Source organism: Roseburia sp. AF22-2LB (assembly GCF_003461125.1).
GTDB lineage: Bacteria > Bacillota > Clostridia > Lachnospirales > Lachnospiraceae > Roseburia_C > Roseburia_C amylophila.
This window is the reverse complement of record NZ_QTWM01000002.1, coordinates 146,807-171,480: the sequence shown is the minus strand read 5'-3', so window position 1 is coordinate 171,480 and position 24,674 is coordinate 146,807. Positions and strand designations below refer to the sequence as shown.

The 24,674-nt window shown below is 41.2% G+C and carries 18 protein-coding genes; 15 read left to right on the top strand and 3 right to left on the bottom strand.

The window, feature by feature from the left end; genetic code table 11:
- Positions 1–74 precede the first annotated feature (74 nt).
- Entirely contained in the window at positions 75–1,031 is a 957-nt protein-coding gene (locus DWX96_RS03420; protein ID WP_118056801.1) for a glycosyltransferase family 2 protein, read from the bottom strand.
- A gap of 7 nt (positions 1,032–1,038) precedes the next feature.
- Positions 1,039–5,286: a 2-hydroxyacyl-CoA dehydratase gene (locus DWX96_RS03415; RefSeq protein ID WP_118056800.1), complete on the bottom strand. Its 4,248-nt coding sequence runs from the start codon at positions 5,284–5,286 to the stop codon at positions 1,039–1,041.
- 250 nt (positions 5,287–5,536) lie between these two features.
- Between DWX96_RS03415 and DWX96_RS03410 the strand changes: the two genes are divergently transcribed.
- From DWX96_RS03410 to pdxR, 4 genes are all read left to right on the top strand, one after another.
- Complete coding sequence (locus DWX96_RS03410; RefSeq protein ID WP_117699271.1) at positions 5,537–6,397, top strand: hypothetical protein; 861 nt, start codon at positions 5,537–5,539, stop codon at positions 6,395–6,397.
- Between the two features lie 120 nt (positions 6,398–6,517).
- Entirely contained in the window at positions 6,518–8,188 is a 1,671-nt protein-coding gene (locus DWX96_RS03405; RefSeq protein WP_022243108.1) for a glutamine--tRNA ligase/YqeY domain fusion protein, read from the top strand.
- Between the two features lie 15 nt (positions 8,189–8,203).
- On the top strand, positions 8,204–9,055 hold the full coding sequence (locus DWX96_RS03400; protein ID WP_118056799.1) for a DUF2225 domain-containing protein: 852 nt from the start codon (positions 8,204–8,206) through the stop codon (positions 9,053–9,055).
- Between the two features lie 12 nt (positions 9,056–9,067).
- Complete coding sequence (pdxR, locus tag DWX96_RS03395; protein ID WP_118056798.1) at positions 9,068–10,477, top strand: MocR-like pyridoxine biosynthesis transcription factor PdxR; 1,410 nt, start codon at positions 9,068–9,070, stop codon at positions 10,475–10,477.
- Positions 10,478–10,547: 70 nt separating this feature from the next.
- On the opposite strand, the gene DWX96_RS03390 is transcribed toward pdxR, so the two are convergent.
- The gene (locus tag DWX96_RS03390; RefSeq protein ID WP_118056797.1) at positions 10,548–11,774 is read right to left on the bottom strand and encodes an argininosuccinate synthase; all 1,227 of its coding nucleotides are present in this window, start codon (positions 11,772–11,774) and stop codon (positions 10,548–10,550) included.
- 315 nt (positions 11,775–12,089) lie between these two features.
- Between DWX96_RS03390 and argC the strand changes: the two genes are divergently transcribed.
- The 11 genes from argC (at position 12,090) to DWX96_RS03335 (ending at position 24,644) form a co-directional block, all read left to right on the top strand.
- Positions 12,090–13,145, top strand: coding sequence for an N-acetyl-gamma-glutamyl-phosphate reductase (gene argC, locus DWX96_RS03385; RefSeq protein ID WP_118056944.1), 1,056 nt, complete (start codon positions 12,090–12,092; stop codon positions 13,143–13,145).
- A 12-nt stretch (positions 13,146–13,157) separates the two neighbouring features.
- On the top strand, positions 13,158–13,619 hold the full coding sequence (locus DWX96_RS03380; protein WP_117696967.1) for a GNAT family N-acetyltransferase: 462 nt from the start codon (positions 13,158–13,160) through the stop codon (positions 13,617–13,619).
- A gap of 63 nt (positions 13,620–13,682) precedes the next feature.
- Positions 13,683–14,906 carry a bifunctional glutamate N-acetyltransferase/amino-acid acetyltransferase ArgJ gene (gene argJ / locus DWX96_RS03375; RefSeq protein WP_118056796.1) on the top strand — a complete coding sequence of 408 codons (1,224 nt, stop codon included), beginning with the start codon at positions 13,683–13,685 and terminating at the stop codon, positions 14,904–14,906.
- Between the two features lie 65 nt (positions 14,907–14,971).
- Entirely contained in the window at positions 14,972–15,871 is a 900-nt protein-coding gene (gene argB / locus DWX96_RS03370) for an acetylglutamate kinase (RefSeq protein WP_022243101.1), read from the top strand.
- Entirely contained in the window at positions 15,864–17,057 is a 1,194-nt protein-coding gene (locus DWX96_RS03365) for an aspartate aminotransferase family protein (RefSeq protein ID WP_118056795.1), read from the top strand. The genes argB and DWX96_RS03365 overlap by 8 nt, the downstream gene beginning before the upstream one ends.
- A gap of 9 nt (positions 17,058–17,066) precedes the next feature.
- A complete protein-coding gene (locus DWX96_RS03360) occupies positions 17,067–18,212 on the top strand; it encodes a hypothetical protein (protein ID WP_117947637.1) in 1,146 nt (381 codons plus the stop codon).
- Between the two features lie 106 nt (positions 18,213–18,318).
- A complete protein-coding gene (locus tag DWX96_RS03355; RefSeq protein ID WP_118056794.1) occupies positions 18,319–18,894 on the top strand; it encodes a ComEA family DNA-binding protein in 576 nt (191 codons plus the stop codon).
- An 8-nt stretch (positions 18,895–18,902) separates the two neighbouring features.
- Entirely contained in the window at positions 18,903–19,592 is a 690-nt protein-coding gene (locus tag DWX96_RS03350) for a response regulator transcription factor (RefSeq protein WP_118056793.1), read from the top strand.
- Between the two features lie 33 nt (positions 19,593–19,625).
- Positions 19,626–21,074, top strand: coding sequence for a sensor histidine kinase (locus DWX96_RS03345; RefSeq protein ID WP_118056792.1), 1,449 nt, complete (start codon positions 19,626–19,628; stop codon positions 21,072–21,074).
- Between the two features lie 10 nt (positions 21,075–21,084).
- Entirely contained in the window at positions 21,085–22,047 is a 963-nt protein-coding gene (locus tag DWX96_RS03340; RefSeq protein WP_117696980.1) for a GerMN domain-containing protein, read from the top strand.
- A 218-nt stretch (positions 22,048–22,265) separates the two neighbouring features.
- Positions 22,266–24,644, top strand: a complete 2,379-nt coding sequence (locus DWX96_RS03335; RefSeq protein WP_158561812.1) for a DNA internalization-related competence protein ComEC/Rec2 — start codon at positions 22,266–22,268, stop codon at positions 24,642–24,644.
- Positions 24,645–24,674: the final 30 nt, after the last annotated feature.

Genomic DNA, 24,674 nt, shown 5'->3' with positions numbered 1-24,674 from the left:
ATCCGCAACACCAGTATTTATTGGACGTTGCGGATTTCTTAAAAGTTTATAAACTTTCTGTTTAATCATTTTTTTCATTCAGATTTAACAGCTTTATCTGGGCTTAAATTGCTTTCCTGGCAGACATAAATTGGCCGTTTTTTGACCTCCATATAAGTGCGGGAAAGGTAGGAACCTAAGATTCCGATGCACAGAAGCTGGATACCTCCGATAAAGATAACGATACATGCCATGGACGGCCAGCCGAAAGCGGAGCCGCCGAATAAAAGCTGCCTTACAATAATAAAGATAATCGCAAGGAAGGAAATGATACACATAAACATTCCGGTAAAGGATGCAAGCTTTAACGGAGCGGTAGAGAAGGATATCATTCCGTCTAAGGAGTAGCGGACCAACTGGAAGAAAGACCATTTGGTTTCTCCGGCAATCCGCTCTGTATTTTCAAATTCAATCCATTTGGTACGGAAACCGACCCAGCCAAATAACCCCTTGGAAAAGCGGTTGTATTCATTTAATTCTAACAACGCATCCACAAAAGGACGGTTCATCAACCGGAAATCTCTGGCACCATCTACGATATCTGTATCGGACATTTTGCGGATAAGCTTATAGAACATCCGGGCAAAGAAAGAGCGGACAGGCGGTTCTCCTTTGCGGTTTACCCGTCGTGTGGCAACCGAATCATAGCCTTCTTCCCGGATGGCGTGAAGCATCGAAGGAAGCAGGGAAGGCGGATCCTGTAAATCTGCATCCATAATGGCAGTATAATCACTGGTTGAATTTTTCAGACCGGCATAAATAGCCGCTTCTTTTCCAAAATTACGGGAAAAGGAAATATAATATACACTGTTATCGGAAGAAGCAAGTTTTTTTAGAATGGCAAGGGTATTGTCCGTTGAGCCATCATTGATAAACAGCAGCTTAAGAGAAATCTCTGTAAGCTGTTGCCTGATTTTTGCAATCTCTTCGTAAAAATACGGAAGTGCTTCTTCTTCGTTATAGCAGGGTACAATAATCGTCATTGTTTGCATAAAAGAATCAATCCTTTGCAAGGTTCTTGTTGGCAGTAGAGAGCATCAGTTTGATACGGTTCAACTGGTTTACTTCACTGGCACCCGGGTCATAGTCGATAGCCACGATGTTAGAAAGAGGGTACTGGTGACGCAGCTTCTTGATAACACCTTTACCAACCACATGGTTTGGCAGACAGGCAAATGGCTGTGTACATACGATATTATTGGTCCCGGTATGAATCAGCTCTAACATTTCGCCGGTTAAGAACCAGCCTTCACCGGTCTGGTTACCCTGGGATACAATCTCAGAAGCATATTTTGCCAGTGTTTCAATGTGGGCAGGCGGATCAAAGTGTTCACTCTTTTCAAATTCATCACGGGCAGCGGAACGGAGCCATTCGAAGAATCTGATACCGAGGTTTGAGACTCTTGCGGATTTCCTGCTCATGCCAAGGTGTTCTGCTTTAAAGTTCTGGTTATAGAAGCAGTAGAGCAGGAAGTCGGTAAGGTCAGGAACAACAGCCTCAGCACCTTCGGACTCCAGTAAGTCTACCAGATAATTATTTGCGGCTGGAAGGAATTTAACCAGAATCTCACCGACGACACCAACCTTAGGTTTCTTAATGTCTCTCATCGGAAGACGGTCGAAGTCACGGATGATTTCACGGCACATCTTCTTGTATTTCCGGTGGGAGACAAAGCCCTTCCTGGAAATAAATGCAATGACACGTTCCTTCCATTTCTCATGAAGTGCATTGGCAGAACCAGGTACTTCCTCATAAGGTCTGGTGCGGTAGAGACAGCGCATGAAAATATCGCCAAACTCCAGGGCATAAAGACCATGCTGGATAAGCTGTGGTGTGAACTTAAAGCCAGGGTTTTTCTCTAAGCCGCTTAAGTTGATGGAAATAACCGGAACGTCTTTATAACCGGCTTTTTCCAAGGCACGGCGGATAAATCCGATATAGTTGCTGGCACGACATCCACCACCGGTCTGTGAGATTAAAATTGCAGTCTTTGTCATGTCATATTTTCCGGACATAACAGCACTCATAATCTGACCGACAACCATAAGGGAAGGGTAGCAGGCGTCGTTATTTACATATTTTAATCCCACATCCACAGAGTCGCGGTTATCATTATCAAGTACAACCAGATGATATCCGGCAGCCTGGAAAGCAGGCTCTAAGAGTTCGAAATGAATCGGTGACATCTGCGGACAGAGAATTGTGTAACTGTCACGCATCTCTTCGGTAAATACTACACGGTTAAAGTTAGCGGGAACGATGGTACGTTTTTCATGACGTTTTTCTTTGACACGGATAGCAGCAAGAAGAGAACGGATACGGATTCTTGCAGCCCCTAAGTTATTTACCTCATCGATTTTCAGGCAGGTATAAATCTTGCCGGATTTGCTTAGAATGTCATTGACGCAGTCTGTTGTAACGGCATCTAATCCACAACCGAAGGAATTCAACTGGATTAAATCAAGGTTATCCTGTGTCTTTACAAAGTTTGCTGCAGCATACAGTCTGGAGTGATACATCCACTGATCCATAACGATAAGCGGACGCTCTACTTCATGGAGATGTGCTACGGAATCCTCTGTAAGTACAGCTAGACCATAGGAATTAATCAGTTCCGGAATACCATGGTTGATTTCCGGATCCACATGATATGGACGGCCGGCAAGTACAATACCACGTTTCCCAGTCTCTTTTAAATATGCTAAAGTTTCTTCGCCCTTGCGTTTGATATCCTCTCTGGCATTGGAAAGCTCCTGCCATGCAGTTCTCGCGGCAGCTTTGATTTCTTCTGCCGGAATGGAGAACTCTTCGGTAAAGGTATGTACTAACTGCTCGGTCAGAACGTCAAGGTTGGTAAATGCCATAAACGGATTTAAGAAACGAACCTGACCTGAAGTAATTTCATCTACATTATTCTTGATATTTTCGGCATAGGATGTAACAATTGGGCAGTTGTAGTGATTGTTAGAATCCGGGAATTCATTTCTTTCATAAGGAATACATGGGTAGAAAATGAAATCTACCTGATGCTGAATCAGCCAGGATACATGACCGTGGGCAAGTTTGGCCGGATAACATTCGGACTCGCTTGGAATGGAATCAATACCCAGCTCGTAAATCTTTCTGGTTGACTGTGGAGAGAGTACTACTTCAAATTTTAAAGCTGCAAAGAAGGTTGCCCAGAATGGGTAATTCTCATACATATTTAATACTCTCGGAAGTCCTACGGTTCCGCGGGTGGCTTCTTCTTTCTTCAGTGGAGGATAAGCAAAAAGCCGTTCATTCTTATATTCAAAAAGGTTTGGAATATTTTCTTTATTCTTTTCTTTGCCAAGTCCACGTTCACAACGGTTACCGGTAATGTAGGAACGGTTGCCGGAGAAACGGTTGATGGTTAAAAGACAGTGGTTGGTACATCCCTGACAGCGGGTCAGCTTGGTATCAAAGGTCAGTGCATTGATTTCATCAATGGAAAGCATGGAAGTCTGGTAACCTTCCTCATGACGCTCCCTTGCAATTAAAGCAGCACCAAAAGCACCCATGATTCCTGCAATATCAGGTCTTACTGCTTCACAGCCGGAAATTTTTTCAAAGCTCCGGAGTACCGCATCATTGTAGAAGGTTCCACCCTGAACTACGATATGCTCACCTAAATCCTTTGCATCGGAAAGCTTGATAACCTTGAAAAGAGCATTCTTGATAACGGAATAAGCAAGACCGGCGGAAATATCAGCAACACTTGCACCTTCCTTCTGAGCCTGTTTTACCTTGGAATTCATAAATACGGTACAACGGGTTCCAAGGTCAATTGGGTTTTCAGCAAATAAAGCTTCTTTGGCAAAATCCTGCACACTGTAATTTAATGATTTTGCAAAAGTCTCGATAAAGGAACCGCATCCGGAAGAGCAGGCTTCATTTAACTGAACACTGTCAACGGTCTGGTTCTTAATCTTGATGCATTTCATATCCTGACCACCGATGTCTAAGATACAGTCTACATCCGGGTCAAAGAATGCCGCTGCATAGTAGTGGGCAACGGTTTCTACCTCACCGTCATCCAACATAAGGGCAGCTTTTAATAAAGCCTCTCCATAACCGGTGGAGCAGGAGTGTACAATATGTGCATCCGCCGGTAATAAGGAATAGATTTCCTTGATGGATTTGATTGCAGTAGCCAGAGGACTTCCGTTGTTGCTGCTATAGAAAGAATAGAGAAGAGAACCGTCTTCTCCTGCCAGTGCAATTTTGGTTGTGGTGGAACCGGCATCAATTCCAAGATAGCAGTTTCCTTTGTAAGTAGAAAGGTCCGCTGTCTTTACATTGTGTCCGTTATGACGGGCAGTAAAGGCGTCATAGTCAGCCTGGGTTGCAAAAAGAGGCTCCATACGGGCTACTTCAAATTCCATTTTAATATCAGAAGACAATTTGTCTAAAATATCGGATAAATCGTAAGTGACATCTTCTTTATAATTTAATGCAGAACCAATGGCTGCAAACAGGTGGGAATTTTCCGGTGCAATAATGTGTTCATCATCCAGTTTTAAGGTACGGATGAAAGCTTCCTTTAATTCAGAAAGGAAGTGCAGTGGTCCACCTAAGAAAGCAACGTGACCACGGATTGGTTTTCCACAGGCAAGACCACTGATGGTCTGGTTTACGACTGCCTGGAAAATAGAAGCAGATAAGTCCTCTCTGGTAGCACCTTCATTAATCAATGGCTGGATATCGGTTTTTGCAAATACACCGCATCGTGCAGCAATCGGATAGATGGCATCATAATTTTTGGCATACTCATTCAGACCGGATGCATCTGTCTGGATCAAAGATGCCATCTGGTCAATAAAGGAACCGGTACCACCGGCACAGATACCATTCATACGCTGCTCAACATTACCACCTTCAAAATAAATAATTTTGGCATCCTCACCACCAAGCTCAATGGCAACGTCAGTCTGTGGCGCATAGTCCTGTAAGGCAGTAGATACGGAAATAACCTCCTGCACAAACGGAATGCCAAGATGCTTGGCAAGGGTAAGTCCGCCGGAACCGGTAATCATCGGTGCCAGCTTTAAATTCCCAAGCTTATCAAATGCCTTTTTTAATAAATCCGTTAAGGTTTCACGGATATTGGCAAAATGTCTTTCATAGTCTGCAAACAGCAGCTCGTTATTTTTTCCAAGAACAGCAATTTTAACGGTTGTGGAACCGATGTCTATTCCCAGTTTGTTAAGATTTTTGTTTTCCATAATAATCACCCTGTATTAGTCTGTTACTTCATATTAATAATGTGTTTCATAAATTCCAAAACAAAATCCATTATACGACAGTATTTTTCAAAAAACAATTCCTAATAAAAGAATTTATGGATTGTTTAGAAATAGTGGGGAATCTGAAATTTTTATGAAGAAGTCCCGGTGTCGTTGACAAATCTTTGGGGATACTTCTATAATAGTAGACAGATTGCAATAAACTAATTTATGAAATATGAGGTGTAATATGAATTTTTTGAATAAAATGGAGCGCAAAATTGGAAAATACGCCATCCCGAATCTGATGATTTATCTGATTGCAGCATATTGCATCGGATTTGTGATTTATACGGTAAATCCGAATTTTATGTTGATGCTGACCTTAAGCCCTTATCATATTCTGCATGGACAGGTATGGAGACTGATTACCTGGATTCTGATGCCGACAGACACCAGAGTATTCTCACTGCTGATTATGGCGCTTCTTTATTATCAGCTTGGTTCTGCACTGGAACGGAGCTGGGGCACATTCCGTTTTAATGTTTATATTTTCGGCGGAATGTTATTTACCGTAATCGGAGCGTTTATTTTATATGGAATATATGCAGCAGCCGGAACAGGAAGCTTAGAAACAATTTCATTGATTTCAAGCCTTACTTTCACTACGAATTATATCAATCTGACCATATTCCTTGCCTTTGCGGTCATGTATCCGGAAATGCAGATTTTACTGTTCTTTATTATTCCGGTAAAAATGAAGTGGATGGCAGTGGTATACGCAGTATTGATTGCAATTAATCTGATTTTAACCAGCTGGGGCGGAAGAATTGCTATCATTATGTCTATTTTAAACTTCCTGATTTTCTTCCTGTCTACCAGAAATTACAGAAGGGTATCCCCGAAGGAAATTCACCGGAAGCAGGTATTTAAGGCTCAGATGCAGGAACCGAGGAGAGGCAGCATGGTGACAAAGCATAAATGTGCAGTCTGCGGAAGAACCGAGCTGGATGATCCAAACCTGGAATTCCGTTTCTGCTCCAAGTGCGATGGCAATTACGAATATTGTCAGGATCATCTGTTTACCCATCAGCATATTAAGCACAGCTAGAAAAGGAAAATGCGACCGGACAACATTTTGACGGAACTCCAAAAATCGTTATTGATTTAGCAGACGTTTGACTTTATAATAGATATATTAGCGAAGAAACGAACCCAGGAGGAAGACAAAATGGAAAACGAAGCTGTCTCCAAGAATTTTATTGAGCAGATTATCGACAAAGATTTAGCAGAAGGACATTGCAAAACGGTGCATACCAGATTTCCACCGGAGCCAAATGGCTATTTGCATATCGGACATGCCAAATCTATTCTTTTAAATTATGGACTTGCACAGGAATATAACGGCTTATTTAATATGCGTTTTGACGATACCAATCCGACCAAAGAGCGAAGCGAATTCGTAGAGTCAATCAAAGAGGATATTAAATGGCTGGGTGCGGATTGGGGCGACAGATTGTTTTTTGCATCCAATTATTTTGATCAGATGTATGAAGCAGCTGTAAAACTGATTAAGAAAGGGAAAGCATATGTTTCTGACTTAAGCGCAGAAGAGATGCGCGAGTACCGCGGAACCTTAAAGGAGCCGGGAAAAGAAGATCCGTCAGCCGGTAGAAGTGTAGAAGAGAACTTAGAACTGTTTGAAGCAATGAAAGATGGCAGGTATGCAGACGGTGAAAAGGTATTGCGTGCCAGAATTGATATGGCTTCTCCAAATATGAATATGCGTGACCCAGTTATTTACCGTGTGGCACATATGACTCATCAGAATACAGGGGATAAATGGTGCATTTATCCGATGTATGATTTTGCACATCCAATCGAGGATGCCATTGAAGGAATTACACATTCTATCTGTACGCTGGAATTCGAAGACCACAGACCTTTATATGACTGGGTTGTCCGTGAGTTAGAGTATGAGAATCCACCAAAGCAGATTGAGTTTGCAAAATTATATCTTACCAATGTGGTAACCGGTAAGCGTTACATTAAGAAGCTGGTAGAGGAGCATATTGTAGATGGATGGGATGACCCGCGTCTGGTATCCATTGCCGCTTTGAGAAGAAGAGGCTTTACACCGGAGTCTATTAAAATGTTCGTAGAGCTGTGCGGCGTTTCTAAGGCAAACAGTTCGGTAGATTATGCAATGTTAGAATATTGTATCCGTGAGGATTTGAAATTAAAACGTTCCCGCGTGATGGCAGTATTAGATCCAATTAAGGTTATTATTGACAATTATCCAGAAGATCAGATAGAATACTTTGATGTGGTCAATAATATGGAAAATGAAGCTCTAGGCAGCCGTAAGGTTCCGTTTGCAAGAGAACTTTACATTGACAGAGAAGATTTCATGGAAGAACCGCCGAGAAAATATTTCCGTATGTTCCCGGGTAACGAAGTGCGTCTGATGCATGCATATTTTGTGAAATGCAACAGCTTTGTAAAAGACGAGAACGGAAAAGTGACAGAGATTCACTGTACCTATGACCCGGAATCCAGAGGCGGAAACAGCCCGGATGGAAGAAAGGTAAAAGGAACCATTCACTGGGTAGCAGCACCAACCGCAGTGAAAGCAGAAGTAAGATTATACGAGAATATTGTGGACGAAGAGTTGGGCGTATATAACGAAGACGGAAGCCTGAACTTAAATCCGAATTCTCTTACCGTATTAAAAGAGTGCTATGTAGAGCCAGGTCTTGCAGATGCAAAAGGATATGACAGCTTCCAGTTTGTACGACAGGGATATTTCTGTGTAGACGCGAAAGATTCAAAAGAAGATGCACTGGTATTTAACCGCATCGTTTCACTAAAGAGTTCTTATAAACTGCCAGCTCAGCAGTAGAGCGGAGGAATAGATATGAATTTATTTACTGGATTGGAAAAATTCGGAATAAAGGCAACTGACAGTACAGACCTTTATGCCGATGAGAAAGCAACAGAAAAGAAAACAAAAGAAAAAGTAGAAACAGCCGTAGCACAGCCAAAGGAAGAGGATTTCCTTTTAGATAAGACCGTGCGCTGCCCGGTATGTGATAAAGAATTTAAGACGAAAATGGTAAAAGCCGGTAAGGTGAAGCGATTGGAGCCGGATGCAGATTTGAGACCGAGACAGCAGTATGTGGATTCTTTGAAATATGATGTGGCATCCTGCCCGAATTGCGGATATACTTCTCTGAATCGTTATTTTGAACATATTACCATGGGTCAGATTAAATTGATTAAGGAACAGATTAGCCGGAATTTTCATCCGCAGGCACCATCTGACGATGCAACATGGGATTATGATAAGGCAATTGAAATGCATAAGTTATCCTTGTTTAATTCGATGGTAAAGAAAGCGAGAACCAGTGAAAAAGCATATAACTGTCTGATTCTTGCATGGTTGCTTCGCACCAAAGCAGAGGAATTAGAGACTGCCGGTAAAAAAGAAGAGGCAGCAGCCTGCAGACAGGAAGAGGAATCTTTCTATAAAGAGGCCTATGATGGCATGATGAAGGCAGTAAGTACAGAGATGTTCCCGATTTGTGGAATGGATCAGAGTACGATGGATTATCTTCTTGCAAATATGGCATTCCATTATAAGCAGTATGATGTAACATCAAAATGCTTAAGCCGTGTTTTGAGTTCCGCAAGTGCAAATCGTAAGATTAAGGATAAATCCTTGGAATTAAAAGAAATTATTTTAAAAGAGCTTAAGAAAAATCGATAGGTGGATAACGGGATGAAGGAATTATGGATTGATTTACAGCCGGATTCTCCACGCGCACTTTATGAGCAGATTTACGAATACATTCGTAAGGATATAGCAGACGGTAAGATTTCCCCGGGGGAAAAATTACCGTCTACTCGTTTTATGGCCAAAAATCTGCAAATCAGCAGGAGTACCGTGGAACTGGCATATGAACAGCTTACAGCAGAGGGTTATATTGAACCAAAACCCTGCGCAGGCTATTTTGTATGCGATATCAGCATGCTGTATCAACTGAGCCGTGGACAGGAAAAGCCAGAAGAGGGAAGACTCATGGAGCGGCAGAAAAAGCAGTATGAAATCAGTTTTTCTCCTTATGAGATTGACCGGAAGCATTTTCCCTATGGAATATGGTATCGGATGCATAAGAGTGTAGTGCCGGAGGATAACCCGGATTTATTGCTTTCGGGAAATCCAAAGGGAGAACTGAATCTTAGAATGGCAATCAGCCGCTATCTCTATCAGGCGAGAGGGGTAGTCTGCGATGAAAAACAGATTCTTATTGGTGCCGGTAATGAGTATCTTCTGTTATTGTTAGCTCAGATTATGGGGCGGGATAAGAAAGTGGCAATGGAGAATTATACTTATTTGCAGGCATATTATACTTTCTGTAATATGGGATATCGGGTGCTGGCAGAAGAAATTGATGAAGATGGAATTTGTATGGAGGCTATCCGGAAAGAAAATCCGGATATGGTTTATGTCATGCCATCCCATCAGTTCCCGTTGGGAAATGTCATGCCGCTGCGAAGAAGGCTGGAACTTTTACAGTGGGCGTCTGAAGGAGAAGAACGTTATATCATAGAAGATGACCACGATAGTGAGTTCCGTTATAAAGGAAAGCCGATTCCGGCTTTGTGGGGAAATGATACCGGAGAGCATGTGATTTATATAGGAACTTTTTCAAAAAGTATTGCACCTTCTCTTCGAATCAGTTTTATGGTATTGCCCCATTCCCTGATGGAGCGGTACCACAGTTCCTGTGGTTTCTATGCCTGTACGGTGCCGCGGAACAGTCAGGAAGTATTGTGCCATTTTATGGAAGAAGGGCATTTTGAACGGCATCTGAACCGTATGCGTAATAACTATAAGAATAAGCATGATACTTTTATGCGTCTTTTAAAGCAGGAAGACTGGGTCTGCCGCATTTACGGTGATAATGCCGGCCTGCATGTATTGGTAGAACTGGATGTGAAGTGGAAGGAAGAAGAAGTGGTAGAGCAGGCGAGAGAGCAGCATATTGAAATTCATGGACTGGGTGAATATGTGATTCAAAAGCCAAAGGAAAAGAAAGTTCCGACACTGGTGCTTGGATATGGTAATCTGACAGAAGATGAAATGGAACAGGGTCTTGCTGTATTAAGAGAGATTCTGGATAAATAAAAAAGACATTACATATCGGCGGCTGTCGAATGTAATGCCTTTTTTACATTCTATATTGCGTTAGAAAATTCTATTTCTGGTTATTTTTTTCTAATTCCTGCATTTTCATAGCACGAACTTTTAATGGAAGACCAAACAGTGTGATGAATCCATCTGCATCATGGTGATCATAAAGGTCTCCGGTTGTAAAGCTTGCCAGTGACTCACTGTAGAGAGAGTATGGAGAAGTTGTTCCGGCTTTGATGATGTTTCCTTTGTAGAGCTTGAATTTTACTTCACCGGTTACATATTCCTGGGTAGACTCAACGAATGCCTGAACTGCTTCACGTAAAGGTGTGAACCATTTTCCTTCGTAAACAATCTGAGCCATACGATTGCCCATATCTTTTTTAACATCCATAGTAGCACGGTCTAATACGAGTTCCTCTAACTGACGATGTGCTTCCATCAGGATAGTTCCGCCAGGAGTTTCATATACACCACGGGATTTCATACCAACAACACGGTTTTCTACGATATCGATGATACCAATTCCATGTTTGCCGCCTAAACGGTTTAATTCACAGATGATATCGGAAACTTTCATTTTCTTTCCATTAACAGCAGTAGGAACACCTTTTTCAAAGGTCATGGTTACATATTCGCCCTCATCCGGAGCTTTTTCCGGAGAAACACCAAGAACTAAAAGGTGGTCATAGTTTGGCTCATTTGCAGGATCCTCTAACTCAAGACCTTCGTGGCTGATGTGCCATAAGTTACGGTCACGGCTGTAACTCTGGTCAGTAGAGAATGGAAGATGAATGCCATGTGCTTTGCAGTATTCAATTTCGGATTCACGGGAATCCATTTTCCATTTGTCATCACGCCAAGGAGCAATAATTTTAATATCAGGAGCAAGTGCTTTGATAGAAAGCTCGAAACGAATCTGGTCATTTCCCTTACCGGTTGCACCGTGGCAGATAGCAACAGCATTTTCTTTTCGTGCAATTTCAACTAATTTCTTGGCAATACCAGGACGAGCCATAGAAGTTCCTAAGAGATATTTGTTCTCATATACGGCATCTGCCTGAACACATGGAACAATATAGTCATCACAGAATTCATCTGTAATATCTTCAATATATAATTTGGCTGCACCGGATAATTTTGCTCTTTCATCAAGACCATCCAGCTCTTCACCCTGTCCGCAGTCAACACAGCAGCAGATTACTTCATAATCATAATTTTCTTTTAACCATGGGATGATAGCGGTTGTATCAAGTCCACCAGAGTACGCTAAAACAACTTTTTCTTTCATAATAATAGGTATCCTTTCTTCAGATGTTTTTTAACTAGGACTAATATACAACAAAAAAATTAAATACGCAAGCGAAAAAATATACATAATATACTTATAAAAATGCATAATTATATACAAAGGGTACATATTTATGTATAAAAAACGGATAATATATTAATAAAAGAAGACTTATAGAATCACAAATTAACTGAAAAAGCGTGAAAACAGAAAATAATACTTGCACAATGTATAAAACGAATGTATAATTATGCACTGTAAATGGCATGCAGATTTCGTGTGTGCCATAATCTTAAGAAGAAAGAAGATGTAAAAATGATTAAAGCAGGAATTATCGGAGCAACCGGATATGCAGGAGCAGAACTGGTAAGGATTCTTATGGGACATCCTTCCGTAGAGATTAAGTGGTATGGCTCCAGAAGTTATATAGATAAGAAGTATGCAGATGTTTACCGTAATATGTTTGAAATCGTAGAGGATACCTGCCTCGATGATAATATAGAAGAGCTGGCAAAGCAGGTGGATGTTATCTTTACAGCAACACCGCAGGGTTTCCTTGGCTCTGTATTGAATGAGAAGATTTTATCCGAGACAAAGGTAATTGATTTGAGCGCAGATTACCGTATTAAAGATGTGGCTACTTATGAAAAATGGTATAAAATTGAGCATAAGAGTCCACAGTTTATTGAAGAAGCCGTTTACGGACTTTGCGAAATCAATCGTGAAAAGGTGAAAAATGCAGGACTGGTAGCCAACCCGGGATGCTATACCACCTGTTCTATTTTAACCGCATATCCGTTGGTAAAAGAGGGACTGATTGATGCCAATACATTGATTGTGGATGCAAAGAGCGGTACTTCCGGTGCAGGACGTGGAGCAAAGGTCAATAATCTGTTCTGTGAAGTAAATGAAAATATGAAGGCATATGGCGTGGCAACCCACAGACACACACCGGAAATTGAAGAACAGTTAGGTTATGCAGCCGGAAAAGAGATTACCATCAGCTTTACACCACATCTTGTTCCGATGAACCGTGGTATCTTAGCAACAGAGTACGCATCACTGGTAAAGAAAGCAGACGGAAGCTATCCAACCAAAGAAGAGATTCGTGCAGCTTATGAAAAATATTATAAGAACGAGAAATTCGTCAGGGTATTAGAGGATGGTGTGTGCCCGGAAACCAAATGGGTAGAAGGAAGCAACTATGTAGATGTGAACTTTGTAGTAGATGAGCGTACCGGAAGAGTGATTATGATGGGTGCACTGGATAATCTGGTAAAAGGAGCAGCCGGTCAGGCGGTTCAGAATATGAATTTATTATTTGGATTAAAGGAATCGGAAGGTCTCGAACTGGTACCGATGTTCCCGTAAGCAGGAGAGAATATGGCAGAAGCTACATATATATTAAGAACAATGAAAGAAGACGATTTTAATGAAGTCCATGCACTCTGGATGAGCATTCACGGATTTGGCATCCGGAGCATTGATGATTCGGAAGAAAATGTGAAACGTTTTATCCGAAGAAATCCGGACACCAGTATCGTGGCATGTATGGATGGAAAAATCGTAGGAGCTATTCTTTGCGGACAGGATGGAAGAAGAGGATGCTTTTATCATGTATGCGTCCATGAGGATTACCGGAAACATGGTATTGGAAAAGCAATGGCAATGATGGCAATGGAAGCATTGAAAAAAGAAGGCATCAACAAAGTAAATCTGGTGGCATTTACCAGTAATGAGCTGGGCAATGGATTCTGGAAGAATATGGGCTGGACATTCCGGAAGGATATGAATTATTATGAATTTGATTTGAATCCGGAAAATGTAACTGTATTTAATCCATAAATGAATTTGGAAAGCAGACAGCTTAAGATAAAAGACAGAGGAAAGCAGGACAGGAGGCATATTATGAAAAAAGTAGAAGGCGGCGTTACCGCAGCAGAAGGTTTTCAGGCTGCATCCACAGCAGCAGGTATTAAGTATAAAGACAGAACAGATATGGCAATGATTTATTCCGCAGAGCCATGTGCAGTTGCCGGAACATTTACCACGAATGTCGTAAAGGCAGCACCGGTAAAATGGGATAAGGACATTGTAAAGAACAGTGCATTTGCACAGGCAGTTGTAGTAAATGCCGGAATTGCCAATGCATGTACCGGAACAGAAGGATTAGGATATTGCAAAGATACCGCAAAGAAAACTTCAGAGTTAATGGATATTCCGGAGGATGCAGTTCTTGTGGCATCCACAGGAGTAATTGGAAAACAGCTTCCGATTGACCGTATCTGTGCCGGTGTGGAACAAATGAGTAAGAAATTAAATAGTGATTTAATTAGTGGACATAATGCGGCGCTTGCTATTATGACAACAGATACCCATGAGAAAGAGGCTGCAGTGGAGGTAGAGCTTTCCGGTAAGAAGGTTACCATCGGTGGAATGTGTAAAGGCTCTGGCATGATTCATCCGAATATGTGTACCATGTTAAGCTTTATCACAACAGATGCGGCAATTTCAAAAGAAATGTTGCAGGAAGCACTGAGCAGTACCGTAACAGATACTTATAACATGATTTCCGTAGATGGAGATACTTCCACCAACGACACCTGCCTGGTACTGGCAAATGGCCTTGCAGGCAATGAAAAAATCAAAGAGAAGAATGAAGATTACGAAACATTCTGTGAGGCACTTTATTATGTCAATGAAGCACTGGCTAAGATGATGGCAGGAGATGGCGAAGGCGCAACTGCTTTATTTGAAGTAAAAGTAGTGCATGCGGCATCCAAAGAAGATGCGGTTATTTTAAGCAAATCCGTAGTAACATCAAGCCTTACCAAGGCTGCAATCTTTGGACATGATGCTAACTGGGGAAGAATCCTATGTGCATTGGGCTATTCCGGCGTGGAATTTGATCCGGAGCAGGTTGACCTTTACTTTGAAAGTGCAGCCGGCAAGCTGATGATTATCAAAGATGGTGTTGCCGTAGATTATTCCGAGGAAGAGGCAACTAAGATTTTATCTGAAAAAGAAGTAACTGCCATTGCAGATATGAAGATGGGTGAAGCCTGTGCAACAGCATGGGGCTGTGATTTGACCTATGATTATATTAAAATAAATGCAGATTATCGTTCTTAAAAAAGATTTGATTGAAAAAATATACGAAAAAAGATTTTTTAAGAAAAGGAAAGAGGATTGGTCAGATGGAAGAAAACAGTATGCAGGAAATATTGAAAAAAGCTGAGGTATTAATTGAGGCATTGCCATATATCCAGCGTTTCAACCGCAAAATTATCGTAGTAAAATACGGCGGAAGTGCAATGGTAGATGAAGAGTTAAAGCAGAGCGTTATCCAGGATGTAACTCTTTTAAAACTGGTTGGTTTCAAACCGATTATCGTTCATGGTGGCGGTAAGGAAATCAGCAAATGGGTTGCAAAAGCCGGAATGGAGCCGGAATTTATCAATGGACTTCGTAAAACCGATGCACCTACCATGGAAATTGCAGAGATGGTTCTTGGAAAAGTCAATAAATCACTGGTTCAGATGGTAGAAAAGCTTGGCGTGAACGCAGTAGGTATCAGCGGTAAAGATGGTGGACTGCTGAAGGTAAATAAGAAATTATCCAATGGACAGGATATCGGGTATGTGGGTGAAGTTAAGGAAGTAAATCCAAAGATTTTATATGATCTTCTCGAAAAAGATTTCCTGCCGATTATCTGCCCGGTAGGTCTTGATGATAATTATGATACTTACAATATCAATGCGGACGATGCAGCGTGTGCAATTGCCCGTGCCGTACAGGCAGAAAAGCTTGCATTCCTTACAGATATTGAAGGTGTATACAAAGATCCGGATGATAAATCTACACTGATTTCCGAACTTAAGATTTCAGATGCACACAAGCTGATTGAAGATGGTTATATTGGCGGCGGAATGCTTCCAAAATTAAATAACTGTATCGATGCCATTGAAAATGGTGTGTCCAGAGTACATATCTTAGATGGTAGAATTGCACATTGTCTGTTACTGGAAATCTTTACAAACCGAGGAATCGGAACAGCAATTTTAGGAGATGCGGAGGAAAAGTTTTATCATGAATAAACAGGAATATATGGATTGTGAAGATAAAGCATTATTGCATACTTATAATCGTTTCCCTCTGGTATTAGATCATGGTGAGGGCGTATATCTTTATGATACCGATGGAAAGAAGTATCTTGATTTTGCGGCAGGTATTGCGGTAGAAGCGTTAGGATACAGCAATGAAGCATATAAGCAGGCATTGAAAGACCAGATTGATAAAATTACACATACTTCAAATCTTTATTATAATGTCCCGATTATGGAAGCTGCAGAGAAATTCTTAAAAGTTTCCAAAATGGACAGGGTTTTCTTCACCAACAGTGGAGCAGAAGCCATTGAGGGAGCAATTAAGGCAGCAAAAAAATATGCCTATACCAGAGATGGTCATGCAGACCATGAGATTATAGCCATGAACCATTCCTTCCATGGAAGAACCCTGGGTGCATTATCCGTAACCGGAAATGCCCATTACAGAGAACCGTTTGAGCCACTCTGCGGTGGTGTGAAATTTGCAGATTTTAATGATATTGAAAGTGTAAAAGCACAGGTAACAGAAAAAACATGTGCCATTATCTTTGAAACCGTGCAGGGAGAGGGTGGAATTTATCCGGCAGAGGAATCCTTTATGAAAGAGATTTCAGCACTCTGTAAAGAAAAAGATATTCTTCTTATTTTAGATGAAATCCAGTGTGGAATGGGAAGAACCGGAGAAATGTTTGCATGGCAGCATTATGGAATCAAACCGGATATTATGACCAGTGCCAAGGCATTGGGCTGTGGAGTGCCGGTAGGAGCTTTTGCCATGACAGAACGTGTGGTAGAGAAATCCTTGGCACCGGGTGACCATGGAACCACATATGGAGGTAATCCGTTTGTCGGAGCAGCGGTCAGTAAGGTAATGGACTTATTTGAAGAATTAAAGCTTACAGACCATGTAAAAGAAATCGCACAGTATCTGGAGACAGAACTGGATAAGCTGGTAGAAGAATATGATTTTATTACAGCCCGCCGTGGCATGGGACTGATGCAGGGACTCGTAAGCACAAAACCGGTTGGAAGCATCGCAACAGATGCGTTAAAAGAAGGCTTAATTATTATAACCGCTGGCGCAGATGTAATCCGTATGGTGCCGCCGCTTGTGATTGAAAAAGAGCATGTGGATGAAATGATATCGAAATTGAAAAAAGTACTGGATCGTATATAGGCAGGGTATATGAAAAAGAAAACAAAGGAAATTATAGAAACAACAACGCTGGCAGTGGGAGTTATCCTGCTGTCAGCGGCTGCATTTTACAGCAGCAAAGAAACTGGCAAAACAGAGTTAAAAACAGATAGAAAAGAGCAGATAACATCTGAGCAGGAAACAAAAGAAGCATATGAAGCAGCACAAAAGGAGCTATCCTTTTGGTACAGCGATGCAGACTGCAGGAATTATTTTGAACAGTGTGCAGTGGATTATTATGCCAAAACCGGTATCGCAGTGGGGATCCGTTATGTAGATGAGGAATCTTACCTTGAACAGATTTATGATGCAACGATGACGGAAGAAGACTATCCGGATTTGTATCTTGCCTGGAATGATGCAAAAGACAAGGCGTATTTATATGGTGTTGCAACGGAAGAAGAATACCCATTGTTTTTTGATACACTGGTGATGGTATATCAGAAAGAGAATTTCCTGGAAGCACCGGAGAGTATTTCGGAAATTTTAGACTATGGACAGAATAACCTTTTAGGAGAAGGTGTAGGAAATCTGCTGGAATGGAATGTGGCAGATGGATTTTATGATTATCCATTTGTGGGGACTGAAGTGGAATGGAATGAGACGGACTATACCCTTTTGACGACATATGGAGAAAAATATAATGATGAATTAACTTTCTTTAAAAACCTTTCAGAAACTGTGGGGATTGATACGGATGAAATTGACAGAAATCAGGTGGTGGAGAATTTTAATCAGGGAGCATCTTTGTGTGCAATCATTGATTCTGATGATTTAAATAAGATGACAGCAGAAAATTATGGCGTTTGCGGGCTGCCGATGTTAGACGATACCACACCGATGCAGGGGGTTGCCAGAACGGGGATCCTTTTGGTAAATGAATTTTCGGGGGAAAAAGATATGGCGTCTGATTTTGCTGCTTTTATAGAAAAAGAAGAAGTGGATACCCTGCATGCAATGACTGGTCATATTTCTACAGATGAAGGTGCCAGCCGGGATGAAGCAGAACAGGCAGCTTTTATGCAGTATCAGAACAGCCAGCTGGTACCGGATGCTGCAAATGCAGGTGAGTTCTGGTCAGAATTTACAAGGCAGATGAAGGCATTGTGGAATGGTGGAAGCCTGCCACAGGAATAATTTGAAAATACTACTTGTATAAAGGGCAAATTTTCGTTAAAATAGAAAACAGTAAGCATTAGGGGACTTTCTTGCATAACAGAATTTATGTAAGGGAGTGATACGGATGAAAAAAGTCGGGTTATTAGCTCTGGCTTTATATTGTGGGATTATATATACGGCATGTGGAAAAGAAGATACCGTATATTTTGAGCCGGATACGCAAATGGAGAGTGAAGAGGTTACAGAAGCTGTCTTATGCCCGCCGGCTTCTTGTTATGTATATGTCTGTGGTGAGGTAGTGCACCCGGGGGTATATGAAGTGGCAGAAGGAGCCAGGGTCTGCGATGTATTAGAACTGGCAGGAGGCTTAAAGGATGCTGCAGCAAAAGAGGCACTCAATCAGGCAGAACCGGTTGTTGACGGACAGATGATAAAGGTGCCGGATCAGGAAACTTACCTTTTGCAGCAGACAGGGAGTGCTGATTCGGTAGCAGAGCCGGAGGATGGCAGAATTAATCTGAATACTGCATCAAAGGAACAGCTTATGACACTTTCCGGAATTGGAGAATCAAAAGCTGAGACAATTATTTCTTACCGGGAAAAGAATGGTGCATTTCAGTCCATTGAAGATTTAATGAATATTCCCGGAATTAAAAATGGCGTTTTTGAAAAAATAAAAGATAATATAAGGGTTAACTGAGGTGTAAAATGGCAAAAAAAGTTCTGGTTGTGGACGACGAAAAATTAATAGTGAAAGGAATCCGTTTTTCATTGGAACAGGATGGAATGGAAGTAACCTGTGCGTATGATGGTGAAGAGGCACTGCGTCTGGCACAGGAGAATAAGTTTGATATGATTTTACTGGATATCATGCTTCCAAAGATGGATGGATTTGAAGTGTGTCAGGCAATCCGGGAGTTTTCTAATATGCCAATCGTCATGCTGACAGCAAAAGGCGATGATATGGATAAAATCTTAGGACTGGAATATGGTGCAGATGATTATATCACCAAGCCGTTTAATATTCTTGAGGTGAAAGCCAGAATCAAAGCAATTATGCGAAGAACTGCTGCCAGTGAACCGAAGGAAGAAAATTCCAAAGTGATAGAGAGCGGCGATTTAAAATTAGACTGTGAGAGCCGCAGACTGTTTGTCCAGGGAAGAGAGATTAATCTGACAGCCAAGGAATTTGACTTGTTAGAGCTTCTTGTTATGAATCCGAATAAGGTATACAGCCGTGAGAATCTGCTGAATCTGGTATGGGGTTATGAATATCCGGGCGATGTCAGAACGGTGGATGTTCATGTGCGTAGACTGCGTGAGAAGATTGAACCGAATCCGAGTGAGCCAAAATATGTGCATACGAAATGGGGTGTAGGTTATTTCTATCAGAAATAACAGCGATATAGCAGAGGATGAAGGTACAGACTTATGAATAGAAAAAAAGGTATTCGCAATTTTTTGAAAAGCATGAAATTCCGGCTGATTTGTCTTTTTATGCTGATTGGTATTTTGGCCGGAATTTTAATCCGGACCGGGATTTTAACTGCGTATGAGAAACATGCAGTTTCTAATCGGAGTGTAGATGTAATTGGTCAGGCAAAGATTCTTGCAAACCAGATGGTATCCACAGATTATATCAATGGAGCGGAGTCGGAAAGCATCACTTCACAGCTGCAGCAGATGTCACGTATTTATGATGGAAGAATTCTTCTGATAGATTCTTCTTTTCATATTATAAAAGATACTTATGATCTGGATACCGATAAAACAATTATTTCAGAAGAAGTCATAAAGTCATTCCGCGGTGAGGATTCTATGAATTATGATGTGGATAATCATTATGTGGAAATGACGATTCCGCTGACTACAGATAACGTAGAGTCAGGGGAGAAGAGTATTATCGGAGTGCTTCTTATCAGTGTTTCGACAGATAGTATTCTTGCCAATCTGGAATATATGAGAAATGCTGCATTAGTGCTTCAGATTTTCGGGGCAGTTTTACTGTTTGCAGTCAGCGTATTTTTATCCGTTCGTCTGACAAACCCGTTGAAGAATATGGCATCCTCTATTGCTGAGATTCAGAATGGATATGGAACCAGTGATGGGGAGCTGATGATTAAGGATTATTCTGAAACAGTTCAGATTTCGGAAAAATTTAATAAACTTTATAGCAGAATGAAGATGCTGGATGACTCCAGACAGGAATTTGTGTCCAATGTGTCCCATGAGCTGAAAACACCGCTTACTTCTATGAAGGTACTGGCAGACTCACTGAATGGACAGGAAGATGTTCCGGTAGAACTGTATCGTGAATTTATGTTAGACATTGGAAATGAAATTGAACGTGAAAATAAAATTATTAATGATTTGCTCTCGCTGGTTAAGATGGACAAGTCTGCATCAGATTTGAATATCACGTCAGTTAACATCAATGAGATGCTGGATTTAATTTTAAAGAGATTAAAACCGATTGCGGAAAAACAGCATGTAGATCTGGTGTTGGAAAGTTTCCGGCCTGTTACAGCAGAAATTGATGAGGTAAAGCTGACGCTTGCCATTACCAATCTGGTGGAAAATGCAATCAAATACAATAAGGAAGACGGTTGGGTACATGTGTCCCTGAATGCAGATTATCAGTATTTCTATCTTAAGGTAGAGGATTCCGGCATCGGTATTCCGGAGGATTCCTTAGAGCATATTTATGAAAGATTCTATCGCGTAGACAAGTCCCATTCCAGAGAAATAGGTGGAACCGGACTTGGACTTGCCATTACAAGAAATGCAATATTAATGCACCGTGGTGCAATTAAGGTATTTAGTACAGAGGGTGAGGGAACGCTCTTTACTGTGCGGATTCCGCTGAATTACATTGCCTAGGAGGTCTGGCATGAAGAAAATTGCAGGATGGCTGAGTTTTATCCTTCTGGTATCGCTGTTCACAGGGTGTGGCAGACAGGAGACAGATGACCCGGCGTATTATATTTATTATCTGAATAAAGAAAAAACAAAAGTGGTAGAGCAGCCATATGATTTAAAAGAGGGCAAGACAGAGGACATGATATCCACTCTTTTAGATGCGTTGTGCACCAATACGGATAGCGTGGAGTATCAGAAACCGGTTCCTGGTGATGTTACAATTACAGACTGGTCACTGGAAAGCAATCAGCTGTTTCTTTACTTTAATGATAATTATTCCAAAATGCAGTCTACGGATGAGGTGTTGTGCCGGGCAGCAGTGGTAAAGACACTGGTACAGCTTCCGGATGTAAAATATGTATCTTTTTATGTGGGAGATGCACCGTTGGCAGACAGCCGGGATAATGTAATCGGACTGATGACAGAAGAAAGCTTTGTTGAGAATCCGGGAAAACAGATTAATTCCATTCAGACAACAACATTACATTTATATTATGCAAATGCTGATGGAAACGGACTGGTAGAATGCGAAAAAGAAGTACAGTATAGCAGTAACATTTCCTTGGAAAAACTGATTATGGAGAATCTTTTAAAGGGACCGGATGATAAGAATTTGAAAGCACCACTTCCGGAAGGAACAAATCTTGTCAATGTTACGACAACCAATGGAATCTGCTATGTTACATTAGATGAGGCGTTCCTGAATCAGAATTATGAAATACAGGAGCCAATTGTCATTTATTCTATTGTAGACTCTTTATCGGAGATTTCAACCATTAGTAAGGTGCAGATTTCTGTAAATGGAAAGACCAGCGGTGTTTACCGGGATAGTTTTGCATTAGACCAGCTTTATGAACGGAACCTTGACTATGTGGTAAGTGCAGATGAGAACGAGACGGTATCTACAGAAGCACAAACAGAAGAGACACCTTAGTAGAAGGTCTTAAGAAGAAGTATCTTATAAGTAACATATCTTATAAGCAGCATATTAAGAAGAAACATCTTAGAAAAATATTTAGGAGGGGTTATATCGAAATTATAAAACGCCCCTTATGCTATGGAACAATATTGTTCCTGTGTGGTATTATTGTCTGCCTGTCTGTTCCGGCGGTCATAAAAGTTATCATTATCAGTTTTGTGGCAGGGGGTCAGATGTATCTGCTGTATGCCCTGCGGCAAAGAAAACGGAGGGTATACCGGTTTACAGCAGTACTTGGAATAGGATTTTTTCTGCTGGGAATTGCAAGAATCTGGTATATGCAGCAGCAAAGCTATACCATTGAGACGATTTTAAAAGAGCAGGAGACCAGCCTTTCTGTAGAAACAGATGCTTCCAGAGGCTGGCAGACGGAAAATGAAAAGACAATTTTACAGGGGAAGATAGAGAAAAAAGAACGAAAAAACAATCAGACAAGATTATATCTTAATCATGTTTTCTTACGGATTGGAGATAAAACCTATAAAACCAATTCTGTCCTGGTTCGACTGAAGCAGGAACCATCTGACCAATCGTGTCGTATTGGAACAACCATTGTATTAGAAGGAAATATCCGACAACTGAATCGCGCTGCCAATGATGGTAATTATGATGAATTTCAATATTATCACAGTCTGAATATGGATTATCATTTTGATGCCGAAAGGATTTGTGGCGAATATGGAAGAGAAGATGTACTGGCAGAGAAATTATTTATAATAAAAGAAAAATTAAAAGAAGATTATATAAATAATTTATCGGAAAGAAATGCTGGGATTCTTGGAACAATGCTTTTAGGAGATAAAGAACTTTTGGAAAAGGAGGTTTCAACAGTCTTTCAACAGGCAGGAGCCAGCCATGTGCTGGTAATCAGTGGAATGCATATTTCCTGCATTGGACTGTTCTGTTATGGACTTCTTAGAAAAAAAGGAAATTCTCTTTGTGCCTGTACGGCAGCGGTTGTATTTTTGTTCTGTTATGTGAAAATGACCGGGATGGGAATATCTGCTATCCGGGCATGGATTATGTTTGCACTTCTTATGGCAGCAAAGCTGTCCGGGCGAAGCTATGATAGCAGAACCGCTCTTTCTGTGGCAGTGCTGGTGCTTTTATGGAAAAACCCGTATCTGGTTGAAAATGCAGGACTCCAGTTTTCGGTAGCTGCAATTCTTGGTGTGGTAGTAGTGGCAAAATGTATTGGACAGTTGTTTCCGAGGGAGCAAAAACAGCAAACACAGGAACGGAAAACAGGCGATAAGGCGGCAAATAAAATACGGGAAATATGGAAACGGCAAATACGGCAGAACTTTTTGGTTTCGCTTTCCGTTCAACTTACAACACTTCCACTGGTGGCATACTATTATTATGAAGTGCCGGTCTATGCTTTGATTCTGAATCTGTTGATAGTTTCTTTGTTGAGTGTAGTTTTAATAAACGGGATAGCTGCAACATTGCTCATGTGTATGGGAAAAATTGTTGTAGGAAGGCTGTTTGCGGGACCGGTAATCATGATGTTGGAATTATTGCTGGACGGAATTTATGTTGGAGTCAGCTGGTGCAGCCGGCTCCCGGGAGCTACGAAGATAGTAGGACAGTGGCCGATACAGCGCATCATATTCTATTATCTGATGCTTGCAGCCACCTGCTTGCTGATAAAAAACCGGACAAAGAAAAGAGGAAACAGAGATGGGAATAGAAATACAAATATACTCCTTAGAAAGTTTCCGATTGTTTTGATTGGAAGCGTGGTGTTACTTCTGGTTCTTCGTCCGGTAAAGAGTAATCATCTTATGGCAGTTCTTGATGTGGGGCAGGGAGATGGCATCTATGTACGACTGGGGGAAGATACCAATCTTTTTCTGGATGGCGGAAGCACTGATGTGTCTAAGGTGGGAACGTATCGGATTTTGCCATTTCTAAAAAGCAATGGAATCACGAAGATAGATTATTGGTTTATAAGCCATTATGACGAAGACCATGTGAACGGATTGTTAGAAGTTCTTGAGACGGAGTATTCTGTTGAAAATATTATATTGCCTGGAAAACAGCCGGATGTAAAGAATTATCAGAGCATATGTGCACTGGCAGAGCGGAGAAACATTCCCATCGTATATATGAAAGAAGGAGATTGCATAAGAAGTGGCGAGGATACCATAAGCTGCCTCCTTCCGGACGGAGAGTATCAGGCAGAGGATGAGAATGGAAAATCCATGATATTGCTCTATCAGACGAAATATATTTCCGGGATATTTACCGGAGATGCTGGAGAAGCAGAAGAAAATTGGCTCTTAGAAAAGCAGCGGTTGTGGAAAGTAGATTTTCTTAAAGTAGGACATCATGGCTCAAAGTATTCCTCGACAGAAAAATTTTTAAAAGCACTTTCGCCGGAACTGGCATTGATTTCCTGTGGGGAAAACAACCGATATGGACACCCTCATCAGGAGACCATAAATCGATTAAAAGAAGCTTCGGCAGAAATTTTTGATACGATGGAAGGCGGTCAGATTTCGCTGGAAGAGGAAAAGGGAAGGATCACAATTCAAAGCTTTCGGTAAGTATGCTTTGATAAAGAAGTAAAAATATAG

Coding starts and splice junctions, on each gene's coding strand:
- DWX96_RS03420 (WP_118056801.1), bottom strand. CDS start 1,031: ATGCAAACAATGACGATTATTGTACCCTGCTATAACGAAGAAGAAGCA.
- DWX96_RS03415 (WP_118056800.1), bottom strand. CDS start 5,286: ATGGAAAACAAAAATCTTAACAAACTGGGAATAGACATCGGTTCCACA.
- DWX96_RS03410 (WP_117699271.1), top strand. CDS start 5,537: ATGAATTTTTTGAATAAAATGGAGCGCAAAATTGGAAAATACGCCATC.
- DWX96_RS03405 (WP_022243108.1), top strand. CDS start 6,518: ATGGAAAACGAAGCTGTCTCCAAGAATTTTATTGAGCAGATTATCGAC.
- DWX96_RS03400 (WP_118056799.1), top strand. CDS start 8,204: ATGAATTTATTTACTGGATTGGAAAAATTCGGAATAAAGGCAACTGAC.
- pdxR (WP_118056798.1), top strand. CDS start 9,068: ATGAAGGAATTATGGATTGATTTACAGCCGGATTCTCCACGCGCACTT.
- DWX96_RS03390 (WP_118056797.1), bottom strand. CDS start 11,774: ATGAAAGAAAAAGTTGTTTTAGCGTACTCTGGTGGACTTGATACAACC.
- argC (WP_118056944.1), top strand. CDS start 12,090: ATGATTAAAGCAGGAATTATCGGAGCAACCGGATATGCAGGAGCAGAA.
- DWX96_RS03380 (WP_117696967.1), top strand. CDS start 13,158: ATGGCAGAAGCTACATATATATTAAGAACAATGAAAGAAGACGATTTT.
- argJ (WP_118056796.1), top strand. CDS start 13,683: ATGAAAAAAGTAGAAGGCGGCGTTACCGCAGCAGAAGGTTTTCAGGCT.
- argB (WP_022243101.1), top strand. CDS start 14,972: ATGGAAGAAAACAGTATGCAGGAAATATTGAAAAAAGCTGAGGTATTA.
- DWX96_RS03365 (WP_118056795.1), top strand. CDS start 15,864: ATGAATAAACAGGAATATATGGATTGTGAAGATAAAGCATTATTGCAT.
- DWX96_RS03360 (WP_117947637.1), top strand. CDS start 17,067: ATGAAAAAGAAAACAAAGGAAATTATAGAAACAACAACGCTGGCAGTG.
- DWX96_RS03355 (WP_118056794.1), top strand. CDS start 18,319: ATGAAAAAAGTCGGGTTATTAGCTCTGGCTTTATATTGTGGGATTATA.
- DWX96_RS03350 (WP_118056793.1), top strand. CDS start 18,903: ATGGCAAAAAAAGTTCTGGTTGTGGACGACGAAAAATTAATAGTGAAA.
- DWX96_RS03345 (WP_118056792.1), top strand. CDS start 19,626: ATGAATAGAAAAAAAGGTATTCGCAATTTTTTGAAAAGCATGAAATTC.
- DWX96_RS03340 (WP_117696980.1), top strand. CDS start 21,085: ATGAAGAAAATTGCAGGATGGCTGAGTTTTATCCTTCTGGTATCGCTG.
- DWX96_RS03335 (WP_158561812.1), top strand. CDS start 22,266: ATGTATCTGCTGTATGCCCTGCGGCAAAGAAAACGGAGGGTATACCGG.